A 15,455-nucleotide genomic window follows, 5' to 3' on the forward strand; every position below is an offset into this window, starting at 1 on the left:
CAAGCAAAATAGCATTTTTGAAGGAGACAAGAATGGCTGGCATCAGTGTCCAAAAAGGCAGCATGGGCTACGGTATTATCTTTGCGCCCATGGTCTTACTCTTATACCCACTCTATTGTTTAGCAACCAGCGCCCACTGGATTGCGGCGCTGTGTTTAATTGCCCTTGCCGTGATTCTCTTTTTAAACATTAACAAGCTGATCCGAAACTTAAGGCACTTAGAGCGTGCGGCCCATCATTTGGGGGGATGGGGATTTAAGTTATCAGCTCGATGAGAAAGATGCGGGTGTGTTTATCACGGTTGTCCACAGTATCAACCGCATGGGTGAGGATGTTAGTCGCACTATTCTCTCCCTCGTCGATACGAGTGAGTGGATGAAGAAAGTCGCGACCGATATTAAAGCGATCAGCGAACAGGCAAAACAGGGCGTGCTCGAACAGGAGCGTCAAACCGAGTTAGCGGCAACGGCTATGACGCAGATGGTCTCCACCGTACAAGAAGTCTCACAAAATGCCGCCAGTACGGCGCGGGCGGCGGATATTGCCCAAGGCTCAGCGAAACACGGTGATGAGTTAATTGGTACTATCGTTAATAAAATCAGCGATATGAAATCGCAAATTCACCAAACTAAAGGCGTTATCGAACACCTTGCCGCCGATACCAATAGCATTAGCAGTATCATTGAAACCATTTCTCAAGTCGCGGAGCAAACAAACCTATTAGCACTCAATGCGGCTATTGAGAGTGCGCGGGCCGGTGAACATGGTCGCGGCTTTGCGGTTGTCGCAGATGAAGTACGTAACTTAGCTAAACGTACCTCAGAGGCTACCGCTGAAATTCAACAGCAGATTACCACGTTGCAAAAGGGCGCACAGCAGAGCGTAGAAGTGATGCTTAAGAATGTCACCATCGCCGACGAAACCGCCGTGATGGTGGAGCAAGCCCATCAAGCCCTCGGCGACATAGTGACTCAGGTTGAAAGCATTACCGATATGTCCCACCAAATTGCAACGGCTTCGGAAGAGCAACATGCAGTTGCCGAAGAAATTAACAAAAATATCAGCGTGATGGCCGATCTTGCCCTAAAAAATGCGCGCCATACCAACCACACCAACTTATCCAGTCTTAAGGTGTATAACATGTCGCAGGAAATTGGCTCCCTGCTGCATCGATTCCATGTCGATGCCAAAATGTTTAATTCCAGCCAAGCCCAAAGTAAGTTATTCGTGAAATGGGGGCCTGAGCTTGATATTGGCATGCCAGAGATTAACCGTCAGCACCAACGCTTAGTCTCATTAATCAATGAATTACACCGGACGTTAAGTGAGGCATATGGGCTTGAGGCGATTAAGCGTATCGTCCAAGGGCTGGTGGATTACACCGCGAACCATTTCTCCTATGAAGAAGAATTGTTTGCACGTTTTGGCTATCCCCAAACCGTGGCCCACAAGGAAAAGCATGCTCAGTTGGTGGGTCAAGTGCTTGATTTTCAAAAGAGGGTAGCTAGAGGTGAAGATGTAGCCGATGAACTCATGGCATTTTTAAAAGCTTGGCTCGTCAATCATATTCAAAAGAGCGATAAGGAATACACCCAATTTTTACTCGCCCATGGCGCCGAATAACCTGCCTTGGTTTATCAGAGTTGGATTTTTGAGCGGTTAAAACTAATTTGCCACCCAGCCTCTGAAAAGGGCTTGCCATTGTCAAAGGCAAAGGTATAATTCCCAGCACTTAGAGCCAGCTGCTTGTTTTTGTTAGCTCTAATTTTGATAATGCCAGAGTGGTGAAATCGGTAGACACAGCGGATTCAAAATCCGCCGCCCTTAAAAGCGTGACGGTTCGAGTCCGTCCTCTGGTACCATCCCTTCCAAAGGGACACAAACCGACCTAGAGTCGTTTTTTTTGTGTCTAAAATCTGCTCCAAATATTCAACTCAGTGGGATTCGGCAATATCCATTTGCGTCATTGTCACGCCTTTGATTTGGGCATAGATATTTTTGCCGGGAGTTAGTTGTAACTCATCTCGAGCCCATGGGGTGATGTTGGCCCAGAGTTCGTCTTTACCTAGGGCAATTTTAAGTTGAATTTGCTCGCCATTATCGCTGGGGTAGAGCTCTTTTATGTTTCCTTTGAGTAAGTTACGAATACTCGAGCCTTTAGGTTCCTCTGTGCAAACGGAAACATGGTTCGCTTGAATGCGCACCTTTAACTGCTTATGGGTGGGGGGCAATTGGCCGCTGACCCAGAGCTGATTGCCATCGTCCATCAACAGCCTTGTCATTGGATAATCAGGATGTCTTTCGGCGATTCTGGCACTCAGCAATGAACTCAGTTCCTGCAATGGCACCCAGGGACGCATTTGTTCACTATTCCATACCTGTGTTAGCGGTCCCTGGGCGATCATTTTTCCTTGATGCAACACCAACATATGGTCGGCGAGTTGTAGGATTTCATCCAAGCTGTGGCTCACATAGACGATCGGCAGCTTTAATTCCTGCGCTAGGGTTTGTAGGTAAGGCAACAATTCGCGTTTTCGTGGTAAATCGAGGGAGGCTAAGGGCTCATCCATCAGCAGCATTTGTGGTGAGGTGAGTAGGGCACGGCCAATGGCAACCCGTTGTTTTTCGCCGCCGGAGAGCGTGCTGGGATAGCGGTTTAAGAGCTTTTCTATGCCCAGTAGCGAGACCACTTTATCAAACAATTCAGGCGTTTTATGACGCATCCCATAGGTGAGATTGCCCTTCACACTGTAATGGGGAAATAACCTCGCTTCTTGAAATACATAGCCAATTCGGCGTTTTTCAGGGGGCAGATTAACGGTTTTATGCTTGAACAATAGTGTGTCGCCAAGGCTAATCTCGCCTTTATCCGGTGTGGTTAATCCGCCGAGTAAATTCACTAAGGAGGTTTTGCCCGCTCCCGAGCGGCCGAATACGGCGGTGACGCCCTGTAATGGTAATTGGGTGTTCACCTTGAGTTGTAGTTGGCCGAGTTGTTTTTCAATATTGATGTTTAACATACACTTGCCGTTCTTTTGAGGGCCTTTTTAGTGAGCCATTGGGAGGCGAGTAAGGAGGCCAGCGCTATCACTATCGAGATGATACACAGGCGCATAGCCTGATATTCCGCTCCCGGTGTTTCGATAAAGGAATACATGGCCAGCGGAATGGTGCGAGTTTCGCCGGGAATATTGGAGACGAAGGTGATGGTCGAGCCAAATTCCCCAAGGCTGCGGGCAAAGGCGATGATCATTCCTGAGACTATGCCGGGCGAGGTGAGTGGCAGGGTGATGGTTAGGAATACCCGCCAGCGGCTGCTTCCTAAGGTGCGCGCCGCCTGTTCGAGGCGAATATCCACGGTTTCGAAGGATTGACGTATGGCTCTGACCATTAAAGGAAAGGAGACGACTGCGGCGGCGAGTGCCGCGCCGCGCCAGCTAAAGCTAAAACTTAACCCAAACCAGTTGTATAGCCACTGCCCGATGACGCCCTGGCGCCCCATGCTGATGAGTAGTAGGTAACCCACCACCACCGGCGGCAACACCAATGGGAGATGCAAGAGACTGTCAAAGATAGCCTTACCGGGGAACTCCACGCGTGCCAGCAACCAAGCGCATAAAATGCCTAAGGGTAAGCTGGCAAGCACGGCAACCGCCGAGACTTTGAGGCTCAGCAGCAGCGCGGCGGTTTCGTATTCGCTGAGGAGTGGCCCGTCAAACAGCGAGCCACTTACTAAAACATCACTCAGCACTAGTTCACTCCAAAGCCATATTTTTCAAATACTGCTTTTGCACTTGAGCTTTGAAGGTATTGATTAAAGTCTTTAGCGCTGGCGGTGGATTCCTGCTTAGTCAAGGCGCTGGGATATTCAATCGGGCTATAGCTGGTCGCGGGGAAGGTCGCCACAATTTTAATCTTTTGCGCGACTTTGGCATCGGTCGAGTAAACGATACCGAGCGGGGCTTCGCCCTGTTCCACTAATGCTAGAGCGGCGCGGACATTGTTTGCTCTCGCTAGGAGTGGTTCTGCGGTTTTCCAAAGATTCAGGTTTTCAAGCGCTTGCTTGGCGTATTGTCCAGCTGGGACATGGTCAGGGTCGCCCACCGCTAAACGGCTGCCATTGACTGCGGCCTTAATATCCCAATCGCTGTTCAGTGTCACTTGGTTTACCGGGCTGTTCTTTTCGGCAATCAGCACTAAGGTATTTTTTAACAGGGTAATACGGCTATCGGCATTGACCGCCTTGGCCTCGACGAGGTAATCCATCCATTTTTGGTTGGCGGAGATAAACAGATCGGCGGGCGCACCATTAGCGATTTGTTTAGCGAGCGTTGAGGAGGAGGCGAAGGAGAAAATCACTTTCGTTTGATGTTCCTTTTCGTACTGCTGGCCAATCTCATTAAGCGCATTCGTGAGGGATGCGGCGGCAAAAACCGTCACTTGTTCTTGGTCTGCGGCAAAGCTGATGCTGCAACTGAGGGCTAAGCCAACGACTGAGGCTGTGGTAAAGCGTAAAAAGTGTTTGAGCGAGCTCATGGTGTTCCTCCGTGATAAAAAGTGATCGTTATATACCAATCTATATATCGATTATTCAAGTCCCGATGCGTAAATTAGTGATCTCGGCTCGGTTTATTGGCGAAAACGCTAATACCTCAGCGGAGAATTCCGACCGTACGTATTGGTATCTCAAGATTGATCGGGGACAATAGCATTCACTTAAGCTAAGGCGCGCAGGAACATGGACTTACACGCACTACTGACATTGTCATTGGGGGACAAACCCTTCGCCAATCCTCGGCGGATAGCTTTGCTGCGCCAAGTGGCTAATACTGGGTCTATCAGCCAGGGCGCAAAGTTGGCGGGGATCAGCTATAAGGCCGCCTGGGATGCGATAAATGAGATGAACACGACTATGCCCGAGCCTGTCGTCAGCAGCGAAAAAGGCGGTAAGGGCGGTGGTGGTGCCAAACTGACCGAGTTTGGTGAGCGTTTACTTAAGGTGTATTCCATCACCTCGCAGGTGCAGGAAATGGCGCTGTCAGCGTTGCTGGATGATTCGGTCGATATGCACAGTCTGTTGGATGTGATGGCGCATTTCTCCCTTAAAACCAGTGCTCGCAACCAATTAACGGGGCGTATCCACGGCATTGAGTCACTCGGTTTGAATGACAGCCTGAAGGTGACATTGGCGGGGGGGCAACAGATCCAAATCTCAGTGACCCATGCTAGTTTTGAGCGTCTGCAGTTAGCCTTGGACCAATCGATTCTATTGTTGTTTAAGGCGCCAGCGGTGACGGCCAGTCGTGATGCTTGCCAGAGCGCGGGGCAAAACTGCGTCAGTGGGCACTTACTGAGTGTGACCGAACTGGCCGATAAGGCTGAGTTAGCGATAGAGATTGGCGCTAAAGAGATTATCTATTCGGTGATGCCATTGGCCGACATCCAAACGCTCAAAGTTGGTGAGCCTTGTTTTGCCTGTTTTGATGCCACACAAGTGATTGTTGCCAGTATGAATTAAGGCTCGCAGCGAGGATGCTAGGCATCCCGTGGTAAGCCTTTTTGAATGACCCTAACCAGTCGCTCCGTTTTACGGTTATTGGCTTGTGAGCCGCCCGCATGTTGCCTCGCTAGGGCCCAGTCGATATGTTCTTTCACCATTTCATCGACATCTGCTTGGGCTTTACGTTGCTCAAGGGCGGCGATGATTTGCGGCGAACTCGGCGCATTGCCTAGGGCGACGGCGATATTGCGTAGCCAGCGCTGATGACCAATACGGCGAATGGCGCTGCCTTCGGTCTGTTTGAGAAACTCGGTTTCGCTCCACGCAAACAAGGTAAGCAGTTCAGGCTGCTTGAGTTTAGGCCGAATGTGGAAATCACTCTCCTTAGTCAGCGGTGCCTCGCGATTGACCGGGCACACCAACTGACAATCATCACAACCGTAAATGCGATTGCCCATCAAAGGGCGAAACTCCTCTGGAATGGCGCCCTGTAATTCGATTGTCAGATAAGAAATACAGCGGCGAGCATCCACGGTATAAGGCTCGACGATAGCGCCTGTTGGGCAGGAGGTGATACAGGCAACGCAGGTGTTGCAGTCTTCTTGGATTGGAATGTCTACGGGTAAGGGTAGGTTGATCAGTAATTCCCCGAGGAAGAACCAACTGCCCGCATCGTGATTAAGGATAAGTGAGTGCTTACCTGTCCAGCCTATGCCAGCTTTTTCGGCGAGTGGACGTTCCAGCACTGGGGCCGAATCGACAAAGGGTCTAAAGTCGGCAGCATCGAACCCGAGAGATACAAGCTCGCTACTAATTTGATCCCCCAGTTTTTTTAAGCGGGCACGGATGAGTTTGTGGTAATCCCTACCACCCGCGTAACGCGAGATGTAGCCCATATTCGGCGAAGCTAAGTTAGTGGCAAAACCCGCCTCTGGCGGTAGATAATCCATCCGTGCAGAAATCACTCGAACTGTGCCTGGGTGCAATTCGTGGGGGCGAGCGCGCATCATGCCATGGGTCGCCATGTAGCCCATTTCCCCGTGATATCCTTTATCCAGCCAAGCCTGTAATTTGAGTTCTTCCGCAGTTAAGTCGGTGTCGCAGATCCCTATTTGGGCAAAACCGAGCGCCTTTCCCCAGGCCTTGATTTGCAAAGCAAGGCGGCCAAGGGTGGCTGCGTCGGGAATATTGGCGCGAGAGGTTACTGTGGTCGACATGGAAACGGCATTGGGCTTAATAGGATGGCGCTATGATAGCAGTTTTAAGCCGCAGCGGACGAGTTTAGTGTTTAGGGATTTAAGCCAAACTGCAATTGTTGCTTTCTTCGGTGTGTAAATTAGATCTATGATGAGTAGTAACTTTCCCCTTCGGTCTTGTCTATGTTGCTGACCCTTTGCAAACACGGTTATCGCCTATTGTTGTGCGTTAGCTTAGGCTATGCAGGCCTTAGCTTAGCTGCAACAGAAGCTGCAACCAAGACGGTGCGGTTAGTGACAGAGGCTTGGCCACCCATGAGCTTCGAGCAAGATGGCGTGCCAACTGGCTTTGGTGTTGAACTGGTTAATCAATTGCAGACGCGTATCGGGCAGCAGGAAAAAATTGAAGTCTTACCTTGGGCGCGGGCTTACTCTATTGCTCATTCGGCGCCGAACGTGTTGTTGTTTGCCACTTCCATTAGTGATGAGCGGGAAAGCCATTTCGATTTTATCGGCCCCATTGCCACCAGTAAAATTACTCTTTATGCCAGAGCTGATGATCCCATTAGCATCAATCAGTTATCCGAAGTTAATAACGCTGGGATCGTAGGCGTGTATCGTGAGTCAGTCGGCGCGCAATTACTGCAACAGCAGGGTATCGATGCTCTCTTAGTGGCGAGTTTTCCGCAGCAATCGGCTAAACAGTTGTTGTTTTCTCGGGTGCGGTTCTGGTGTCAGGCCGATTTGGCGGTCAAGCATATACTGCAGGATATCGGTGCGAAGGAGTCGGATATCAAACCCGTTTATGTGCTCTCCGAAATCCATCTTTATTTGGCATTCTCAAAAGGAACCTCTGCCGACACGGTGCAGCGTTGGCAAGCTGAGTTAGAAAAGCTCAAAGAATCGGGGGATTTTGCTCGGCTCTATCAAAAATGGTTTGGCGCCTTGCCGCCGCCCCTCGAACATCACATCTTTTGGCACCGAAAAACCGTAGGTTAGTCGGCCATTTTGGCGGCTTTAACGCAGTTTCTTCCTGCGTTTTTGGCGTCGTAAAGGGCGTTGTCCGCACGCTTAAGCAACCGCGCAAAGCTTTCATCTTGTTTGCCTAATTCGGTATTTAAAGTAGCCACTCCGGCACTTACAGTTAGCTTTAACTCTACGGGCAAATTAATGGCACCATAACGGGTGATTAAGGTTTGTAACTCGTGTGCCAGCTCCCAAACGCGCTCTGCGTGGGTATTGGGTAAGAGGATTAAAAACTCCTCACCGCCAATTCGGCCGATGAGATTGCGGTCCGCGGTTAATGCTTGGCTGGCTTGGGCTATGGTCAGCAAGGCTTGGTCGCCAATTTCATGGCCGAAATTATCGTTAATCTTTTTAAAATGATCCGCATCGAAAATGATCACAGAGAATGGTGTTTTTTGTTTTATCGCCTGCTGAAAATACAGTTCCGCTTGGGCATAGATGTGCCTGCGATTGGGTAATTGAGTCAGATAATCGGTTAAGGCTATGGTCTGTAGGTGACGGTTACGGTGCACTTGCTTGTAGGCAAAGAGTGACACTATCGCCAAAATAAAGCCCGTGAGCAGCAGGATGATAAGTTGCAGTGATTTATTTTTCTCGAGCAGTGCTAACTCTTGCTCCTTTAATTTTTGATTATCGAGCAAGCGTTTGTTTTCAGATTCGATCCAACTAGTATCAAACTTTACTTTTAATTCAGTCGTTTGGTGTGCAGAGGAGCTATCATCCACCTTTTTCGTCAAGGCGATAAATTGCTGTAGCTCTTGGTAGGCCGAAGGTAGATCGCCCATAGCTGCATGGATATCACTCTTAAGCTGTAATAGTTGGATGAGGCCGCGATCATTGTGCATCACACGGAATGCAATTTCTGCGGCGGCGAGTTCATCCAGTGCGTCTTGATAGCGCCCCTGCTGATAACGAATTTTCGCCATAAACAGCTTCATAAAGCTGTAGGCGCTGGGTTCTTTGTCGGTAATTTCCTGCGCCGCTTCCTTTAAATAGGTTTCGGCTTCATTGAGGCGATTTAACTGAATAAGGCTATAGGCAATATTGGTCGCATTGATTGCGGCAATAAGAGGGTATTTGTGTTCTTTAAAATACTGATAGCTAAAACGAAAGCTTTCAATCGCTCGCTCATGTTCGCCCATTTCATCTAAGGCAATCCCGATGTCGGAAGTGACGTTGGCAACTTGTTCCTTATTGCCTTTTTGGGAGTAAAACTCTTTGAGTTTATTGTAGTATTTAATCGCACTCTCAGGGTCGCCATAACGCCTAAAGCTGGTGGCAATATCCGCTAAATTGACATTTGCCCAGCCCGTTAAGTTCAAGGACTCGTACAGCCCCTGCGCGGTCACTAAATCGTCTAGCGCCTCAGAAAAATCTCCAATGTAGGAATATAAGGCTCCTCGCAGACTGCGAGCATCGGCAATGAGTCTAATATCTTCATGCTCATAGGCGCTCTGAATACTTTTGGTATAACCCGACATGGCGCCATTAATATCGCCCTTTTGCTGTAAAAACCAAGCATGGCAGAGAGTAAAGTCGGTAAGAAAATGCGGTGATGCGTGTGGCGGGATCTGTGCCATTGTCTGTTCAATGTGCTGAAGCGAGTGCAACACATCCTCTTCGGTCTCAAAAGGCTGATTCCAGCATTTGAGCAGATTCAGTTTTTCGATGCGCTCAATATCATCACTCGAAATGAGTTTTTCCAGCAGTGATAAGTTTTGCTCGATAGATTCACGGGTCATGGCTTCACCGCTATCGAATAAGGCAAAAATCTGATCGACTTGCGCTTGTCCCTCGGCAATAGCAACCCTATGCGTGCCTATCAGCAGCATAAGACAAATGGCTAAATATCGAAGGTAATGTTGCAAGTATGAGGTTTCCCGTTAGCGCTGAAACAGATAGCTAATCATTATCTTAGCATAAACTTTTTACGTCTTGTTTACATGTAAAGTTTGCAATTTTTGCATTCATTCCGCTATCAAGGTATAAACGTCGCCTTGGATCTCACCCAATAAGGAAAACCCTTGAAAAAATTACTCTGTGCCGTCCTGTTGCTGTTTACGGGAGCGAGTTGGGCAAACTCGGATGATATCGAAACCTCGGGCGATGTGGTTCATCTACTCCTGCCGGCTACGGCTTTGGGCGCGACCCTATTCTATGAGGATGGGAATGAGGGCTCATGGCAATTACTTAAGGCTGCCGTCTCGAGCCGAGTCATAGTTGAAGGGCTTAAATTGGGTGTCAGTAAGGATAGACCCGATGGTAGTGGTGATGATTCTTTTCCGTCAGGGCACACCTCGGACAGCTTTATGGCGGCCACGTTTATTCAGCAGCGCTATGGCTGGCAATATGGTCTGCCGGCCTATCTTGCCGCAACTTATGTGGGCTATACCCGAGTCGAGAGTGATAAGCACTATTTAGAAGATGTGCTCGCAGGCGCAGCCATTGGCGCACTGGCGGGTTGGTATTTTACTGAGCCCTATAAAGGGATCACAGTGACACCTTTGGCCCATAATGGGGTCTATGGTTTATATATTAGTGGCCAATTTTAAGCCGCTTAGGATAAGAGAGTAATTATGGCTGAAGTATCAGTTGAGTATCGTGAAACCGCCGAGCGGATTTCCCACAATGTTGCCAATAAAGTGCTACCTATGGCAAAAATGCCTGAGAGCCTGTTAGCGGCTTACCAAGGTTTATGCGCCGAGTTGTTACTCGATCGCGAAGACAAATTTGCCACGGCTTGGGAGGCATTGCCTGCCAGCGCTCGTAACTTGATGCCGCAGGCTGAGTTCCACGGTTTTTATATTGCCAATGCGTGGTTGCAACTTAGCCGTGTCGCCCAGGAGATTTCTGAGCAGGCCGATACCGATGAGGCCATCAATGAGAATGAGTACAACGGTATTTTCGGTCGCTTAGCCGATGAGTCACTGAAAGAGTGCGTGCGGAAATTAAAGAAAGCGCGTACTGACCGTTCTATGCTCAACAGCTTTAAACAGGTGATGGCGCCTTAAGCTGTGAGTTTGACCCAATAAAAAGCCCGTCGATTGACGGGCTTTTTATTGGAATAATGTCTGATATTAGAAAGACGTACGCTTATAACGGCGGTACTCTGGCTTCCAGAAATTATCTTCGATAGATTGCATCAGCAGCTCATCACTCGCAGGCAAGGATAGGCCTTGCTCAATCGCCACTTTACCGACGGCAAACGCAATATGCTTACTTACTGAGTGAATATCTTCCAGTTTTGGCAGGAGTGGTCCTGAGCCATTAATGGCTAACGGTGAGCATTCGGCGAGCGCGCGGCTCGATGCCATTAACATCGCATCGGAGACATGGCGAGCACCCGAGGCGAGTACCCCTAAACCAATGCCTGGGAAGATAAAGCTGTTGTTACATTGCGCGATTTCATAGGTTTCGCCATCGACAACAACAGGTTCAAACGGGCTACCCGTTGCCACTAAGGCTTGGCCAGACGTCCAGTGCAGAATGTCTTTTGGCGTCGCTTCAACACGGCTGGTGGGGTTCGACAGTGGGAAGATAATTGGGCGTTCGCAGTGGCTATGCATTGCACGAACAATTTCTTCGGTAAATAGACCCGGTGCGCCCGATACGCCAATCAGCACCGTTGGCTTAGCGTTATTGACCACATCGAGCAGTGAAATATTGTCGCTGAAGTTATTCCAGTTGCTGATGTCGGCACATTTTTGAGCCAATTTTTGTTGGAATGGCAACAGGTTAGGCATGTTGTCGAGCAGCAGGCCCCAACGGTCAACCATGCAAACTTGGCTGCGGGCTTGCTCGTCGCTGATCCCTTCAGACACCATTTGTGCAACGATAGCTTCGGCAATACCGCAACCTGCGCTACCGGCACCTAAGAAGGCGATGCGCTGTTTATTCAGCTCTGTGCCCGCGGCTTTACAGGCGGCGAGTAATGAACCCACAGTCACGGCGGCGGTGCCTTGAATGTCATCGTTAAAGCAGCAGTAGCGATCCTTATAACGCTCAAGGATTGGCATCGCATTCTTTTGGGCAAAGTCTTCGAATTGGATCAGTGTATCTGGCCAACGTACATGCACGGCTTGCATAAAGGCTTCGATAAACTCGGCATACTCCTCGCCGCCAATACGTGGATGGCGCCAACCCATGTACATAGGATCTTCCAGCAACTGTGGATTATCGGTACCTACGTCTAAGGTAATTGGCAGTGTGTATGCGGGGCTGATCCCACCACAGCTGGTGTAGAGTGACAATTTACCAATCGGGATCCCCATGCCGCCAATACCTTGGTCGCCTAAGCCTAAGATGCGCTCACCGTCGGTCACAACGATGATTTTTACTTTTTGGCGAGTCGAGTTATTGAGGATGTCGTCGATTCTGTCCTTATTCGGGTAAGAGATGAACAGACCACGGTTACGGCGATAGTTTTTCGAGAAGCGCTCACAGGCCAAACCTACCGTCGGGGTGTAGATAATTGGCATCATTTCGCTGATGTGGTTTTGCACTAAACGATAAAACAGGGTTTCGTTGGTGTCTTGAATGTTGCGCAGATAGATGTGCTTATCGAGATCGTTATTGAAACTTCTGAACTGATCGTAGGCGCGTGAAGCCTGTTCTTCAATGGTTTCAATGGCGTAGGGTACTAAGCCTTCGAGGTTAAAGAAAATACGCTCTTCTTCCGAAAATGCACTGCCCTTGTTAATTAAGGGTGCTTCAAGAATGGCAGGTCCTGCAAACGGAAGATAGAGGGGGCGTTTATTATCGTCCATGGGTAACCTTTGAGTTATTGTTTAATGGTTCGGTACGTGCTTGAGACGTGCTGTAAGTCACGTAAGGTTATCATGAAATGTGATCTTTGTTGCCTGTGTCGTGCGCTATTTGTGGCTTTTTTTGCAGCAGGCGACAATCTGGCCGTTTAAAACATGCTTCTGTTAATTGATTGTAAATGCTTTTGCCGTGTAAATGGCTGTTTAAGGAGCTATTAAAACAAAAAACGCAGCCTAGGCTGCGTTTCTGGGGTTAAGCTATTTGGAGATTAAACACCGCGATATTTTAGTGATAAGCCACGGATAAAGTTACGCAGGATCTGGTCGCCACAAGCTTTGAAGTTTTTATGATCTGGGTTGCGAAACAGGGCGCTTAACTCAGACTTAGACATTTGCACTTCGGCGAGCGCTAAGGTGGCCATAATATCTTCTTCACGCATTTCGAGGGCAACACGTAACTTTTTGAAGATTAAGTTGTTGTTTAATTTTGATACTGGCTTTGGGATTTCAGCCCCTTCACGTAGACCGCGTTTTTCGATGATAAGACCATCTAAAAACTGACATAGGGTCGTGTCGTTACAGGCCTTATAGCCTTCTTCCTCTTCTTTGCGCAGCAGACTAATCATCTCTTCGGTTGGCACTTCTCTTCCAACTTTGGCAAAGATCTTAATCATTTTGGCATTGTTGAAATCAAACACGAAGCGCAAACGGCGCAAAATATCATTGTTAATCATGGTCATCTCTAGGCGCGGCTGCGCTGTCTGGTTTAAGAGCAGACATTATATACTCAAAGTAACAGAAAAGCAGGAAAGTCTAGTATGGATGAGGCCTGTGGCACAGTAGAGCATGAGCCCTCGCTGAGGGCTCATGCTTAAATAAGTAAAACTAAACGTTAACGGCTAAATACCAGTAAATAAAAAGCACTGCAAAAATAAGCAAATAGCTTAATCCTACCCAAGAGAGGCCTTTCATTTTTATGCCATAACGATGAACCTCTGGCAGTTGGGTGCTAGTCATTAAGCGATAGTTGAGCCATGCAAAAACCACTGTAGTCATAAAGGCTAAAATCATCACAAACTCCAGCAGTGGCAGCAGGGCGCCCTTGAAAAACAGGATGAGCATTAACCCTAATGCGCTTACGCTGAGCATGATGCCCGTCAGGCGTTTGTCCGATTGGGTTTCGTTGACTGCTGCGCGTGACAGCAGTTGCCAACCCATGTTCAAGGTTCGGCTATAGCCATCGATGACAGTGACAGTGGTGCTGAAAATACATAAAAACGCCACTATGCCAATCAAATAGCGGCTTTCACCACCCATGACTTGGCTATATAAGTTGATTAATTGGTTCGCAAATTTGGCACCAGAGTCGGAAAAGTGCTCACCACTGCCATGCATCACCAGCGCACCTAAGGCCAAAAAGACCACAGCTAACAGGGCGGTGACGATATAGCCTAAGTTGAAGTCTAAGATGGCTTGGGCGGGGGTAACGGGTGATGTCTTTTGTTTTTCCAATAACCACAGTGAATTCCATGCGCTGACTTCAATTGGTGCTGGCATCCAACCCATCATGGCGACCAAGAATCCCACATGGGCCCACTGCCATGGTGAGGGGGAGACAAACTGGCTTTCTAGCGGTTTTACATGATCCAATGCCAAGGCGACGGCGATTAAGGTGGTGAGCGTCAGTGCGAACATGATGATCTTCGTCAGCCTGTCCAACAATGAATAGTGCCCTAAAATCAATAACAACAACGAACTTATCAGCACCAATAACGCCAACACATCAATAGGTAAGGGGATAAACTGGGTGAGCATGGCGGCGGTTAACATGCAGACCCCAGCGGTACTCGCAATAGAGGCGATCACATTAAGTCCAGTGAATAACCACAGATAACCTCGGCCCTGTTTAAGATAACCATGCAGCAGGCTTTCTCCCGTGGCGGCGGTGTAACGTGCACCCGCGGCAAAGAAAGGGTATTTCAGCAAGTTTACTCCCAGAATCACCCAGGCGAGTTGCCAGCCAAATTCTGCGCCAGAGCGGGTGGATGACACTAAATGTGAAGCCCCAATCGCGGCGGCGGCCATTAACACACCGGGTCCCATGGCTTTTATGCCGAGGGCCAGTTGGGCTGTCCAATTCATGGGGAGAGGTTTTACTTGAGAAGTCGCCATAATACGCAGGGTGTTTCCTTATCCGTTGGAAATGGTTTGCTCGATACTGAGCTATCTAAGCCGTTAAGTCGCGATGTTAACTGTTAAGAATTGTATTTGGCGGCGAGTAGGGCTTCGATGCGTTTTAAGCTTGCCGTCATTTCCACAAGTTGAGTCAACATTGCGTTATCTTCTGTGGGAGCGCTCGTCTCGCTGGTGGTATGTGCCTCACTTAAGCGTTCTTTTTGCTCCAAAATCTGCGCCCTAAAATCGGGGGCGTTGACTATGCCAACCAGACTAATTAAGGCGCCCGCGCCCGATTGTCCCGCAGTTTCTACCGTGAGTTTATGTAATCCCATCATGCGCATAATCGGCCCCTGAATGAGGGCGATATCGGTAATTTTATCTAAGGGAACCGTATTTTCTGTGCGAGTTAATATGCCTCTGCGCACGATCAGCTTTTTGCTGGTTAAGCGTGCACTCATATTGCTGATGTAGCGGCGAGTCCCCCATAACCCAATAGGAAACCAAAGTAATAACAAGGGAATACCAACAATACTTAAGGTGAAGTAAGCGGCCCCTGAGAGTAACCAGTACAAACCTAAATTATCTTCAAATTGGGCTTCATGAATTGTTTGTTCTTGCATGTTCTTCCTCAATGCCAATGTTCCATTTCGCTATCTTGAGAGATCTCAGCAGGAAAATACATGGTTTTTATTAGTAACAAAAGTTTAACTTTTTACAGTCCCCCATTGACTTTGTTTTACAACCGATTACCTTGGTTGTGTTAAAAATTAGTTTAATAAAAGTAAAATAAAT

The 15,455-nt window shown here is 48.5% G+C and carries 13 protein-coding genes, 1 tRNA gene and 1 pseudogene; 6 read left to right on the forward strand and 9 right to left on the reverse strand.

What is annotated here, in order from left to right; all coding sequences use genetic code 11:
- Window positions 1-32 precede the first annotated feature (32 nt).
- Together N7386_RS03785 and N7386_RS03790 are read left to right on the forward strand one after the other, a co-directional pair.
- Window positions 33-1,623, forward strand: a pseudogene (locus N7386_RS03785) (bacteriohemerythrin).
- Window positions 1,624-1,775: 152 nt separating this feature from the next.
- Window positions 1,776-1,862: transfer RNA gene (locus N7386_RS03790), tRNA-Leu, on the forward strand.
- 72 nt (window positions 1,863-1,934) lie between these two features.
- Here the strand turns inward: N7386_RS03790 and modC are convergent.
- Genes modC through modA form a run of 3 tightly spaced genes read right to left on the reverse strand, consistent with a single transcriptional unit; the run spans window position 1,935 to window position 4,536 of the window.
- Window positions 1,935-3,020, reverse strand: a complete 1,086-nt coding sequence (gene modC / locus N7386_RS03795) for a molybdenum ABC transporter ATP-binding protein ModC (RefSeq protein WP_279767105.1) — start codon at window positions 3,018-3,020, stop codon at window positions 1,935-1,937.
- Window positions 3,014-3,751 carry a molybdate ABC transporter permease subunit gene (gene modB / locus N7386_RS03800; protein WP_011625242.1) on the reverse strand — a complete coding sequence of 246 codons (738 nt, stop codon included), beginning with the start codon at window positions 3,749-3,751 and terminating at the stop codon, window positions 3,014-3,016. The genes modC and modB overlap by 7 nt, the downstream gene beginning before the upstream one ends.
- Entirely contained in the window at window positions 3,751-4,536 is a 786-nt protein-coding gene (gene modA / locus N7386_RS03805; protein WP_218738004.1) for a molybdate ABC transporter substrate-binding protein, read from the reverse strand. The genes modB and modA overlap by 1 nt, the downstream gene beginning before the upstream one ends.
- Before the next feature lie 202 nt (window positions 4,537-4,738).
- Between modA and N7386_RS03810 the strand changes: the two genes are divergently transcribed.
- Complete coding sequence (locus N7386_RS03810) at window positions 4,739-5,518, forward strand: TOBE domain-containing protein (RefSeq protein ID WP_279767106.1); 780 nt, start codon at window positions 4,739-4,741, stop codon at window positions 5,516-5,518.
- Between the two features lie 17 nt (window positions 5,519-5,535).
- Here N7386_RS03810 and queG read toward each other — a convergent pair whose 3' ends face one another.
- Window positions 5,536-6,717, reverse strand: coding sequence for a tRNA epoxyqueuosine(34) reductase QueG (gene queG, locus N7386_RS03815; RefSeq protein WP_279767107.1), 1,182 nt, complete (start codon window positions 6,715-6,717; stop codon window positions 5,536-5,538).
- A gap of 162 nt (window positions 6,718-6,879) precedes the next feature.
- Here queG and N7386_RS03820 point away from each other — a divergent pair, with 162 nt between their 5' ends.
- Entirely contained in the window at window positions 6,880-7,695 is an 816-nt protein-coding gene (locus tag N7386_RS03820; RefSeq protein WP_279767108.1) for a transporter substrate-binding domain-containing protein, read from the forward strand.
- Here the strand turns inward: N7386_RS03820 and N7386_RS03825 are convergent.
- The gene (locus N7386_RS03825) at window positions 7,692-9,590 is read right to left on the reverse strand and encodes a diguanylate cyclase (RefSeq protein WP_279767109.1); all 1,899 of its coding nucleotides are present in this window, start codon (window positions 9,588-9,590) and stop codon (window positions 7,692-7,694) included. The genes N7386_RS03820 and N7386_RS03825 overlap by 4 nt on opposite strands.
- Window positions 9,591-9,746: 156 nt before the next feature.
- Here N7386_RS03825 and N7386_RS03830 point away from each other — a divergent pair, with 156 nt between their 5' ends.
- Together N7386_RS03830 and N7386_RS03835 are read left to right on the forward strand one after the other, a co-directional pair.
- Complete coding sequence (locus N7386_RS03830; RefSeq protein ID WP_086902014.1) at window positions 9,747-10,274, forward strand: phosphatase PAP2 family protein; 528 nt, start codon at window positions 9,747-9,749, stop codon at window positions 10,272-10,274.
- Window positions 10,275-10,298: 24 nt separating this feature from the next.
- Window positions 10,299-10,733: a DUF3069 domain-containing protein gene (locus tag N7386_RS03835; protein WP_011625248.1), complete on the forward strand. Its 435-nt coding sequence runs from the start codon at window positions 10,299-10,301 to the stop codon at window positions 10,731-10,733.
- Window positions 10,734-10,799: 66 nt separating this feature from the next.
- Here N7386_RS03835 and N7386_RS03840 read toward each other — a convergent pair whose 3' ends face one another.
- From N7386_RS03840 to N7386_RS03855, 4 genes are all read right to left on the reverse strand, one after another.
- A complete protein-coding gene (locus N7386_RS03840; protein ID WP_086902015.1) occupies window positions 10,800-12,488 on the reverse strand; it encodes an NAD-dependent malic enzyme in 1,689 nt (562 codons plus the stop codon).
- A gap of 266 nt (window positions 12,489-12,754) precedes the next feature.
- Complete coding sequence (locus N7386_RS03845; protein WP_041412549.1) at window positions 12,755-13,219, reverse strand: DUF1456 family protein; 465 nt, start codon at window positions 13,217-13,219, stop codon at window positions 12,755-12,757.
- 151 nt (window positions 13,220-13,370) lie between these two features.
- Window positions 13,371-14,657: an Nramp family divalent metal transporter gene (locus N7386_RS03850; RefSeq protein ID WP_279767110.1), complete on the reverse strand. Its 1,287-nt coding sequence runs from the start codon at window positions 14,655-14,657 to the stop codon at window positions 13,371-13,373.
- A gap of 83 nt (window positions 14,658-14,740) precedes the next feature.
- Entirely contained in the window at window positions 14,741-15,283 is a 543-nt protein-coding gene (locus tag N7386_RS03855; RefSeq protein WP_279767111.1) for a PH domain-containing protein, read from the reverse strand.
- Window positions 15,284-15,455 lie beyond the last annotated feature (172 nt).

The organism is Shewanella sp. GD04112, from assembly GCF_029835735.1.
Classification (GTDB): domain Bacteria; phylum Pseudomonadota; class Gammaproteobacteria; order Enterobacterales; family Shewanellaceae; genus Shewanella.

What these genes read in the sequence shown, in the direction of transcription:
- modC (WP_279767105.1), bottom strand. Translation starts at nt 3,020, where the DNA reads ATGTTAAACATCAATATTGAAAAACAACTCGGCCAACTACAACTCAAG.
- N7386_RS03845 (WP_041412549.1), bottom strand. Translation starts at nt 13,219, where the DNA reads ATGATTAACAATGATATTTTGCGCCGTTTGCGCTTCGTGTTTGATTTC.
- N7386_RS03855 (WP_279767111.1), bottom strand. Translation starts at nt 15,283, where the DNA reads ATGCAAGAACAAACAATTCATGAAGCCCAATTTGAAGATAATTTAGGT.
- N7386_RS03820 (WP_279767108.1), top strand. Translation starts at nt 6,880, where the DNA reads ATGTTGCTGACCCTTTGCAAACACGGTTATCGCCTATTGTTGTGCGTT.
- N7386_RS03835 (WP_011625248.1), top strand. Translation starts at nt 10,299, where the DNA reads ATGGCTGAAGTATCAGTTGAGTATCGTGAAACCGCCGAGCGGATTTCC.
- queG (WP_279767107.1), bottom strand. Translation starts at nt 6,717, where the DNA reads ATGTCGACCACAGTAACCTCTCGCGCCAATATTCCCGACGCAGCCACC.
- N7386_RS03840 (WP_086902015.1), bottom strand. Translation starts at nt 12,488, where the DNA reads ATGGACGATAATAAACGCCCCCTCTATCTTCCGTTTGCAGGACCTGCC.
- N7386_RS03810 (WP_279767106.1), top strand. Translation starts at nt 4,739, where the DNA reads ATGGACTTACACGCACTACTGACATTGTCATTGGGGGACAAACCCTTC.
- N7386_RS03850 (WP_279767110.1), bottom strand. Translation starts at nt 14,657, where the DNA reads ATGGCGACTTCTCAAGTAAAACCTCTCCCCATGAATTGGACAGCCCAA.
- modA (WP_218738004.1), bottom strand. Translation starts at nt 4,536, where the DNA reads ATGAGCTCGCTCAAACACTTTTTACGCTTTACCACAGCCTCAGTCGTT.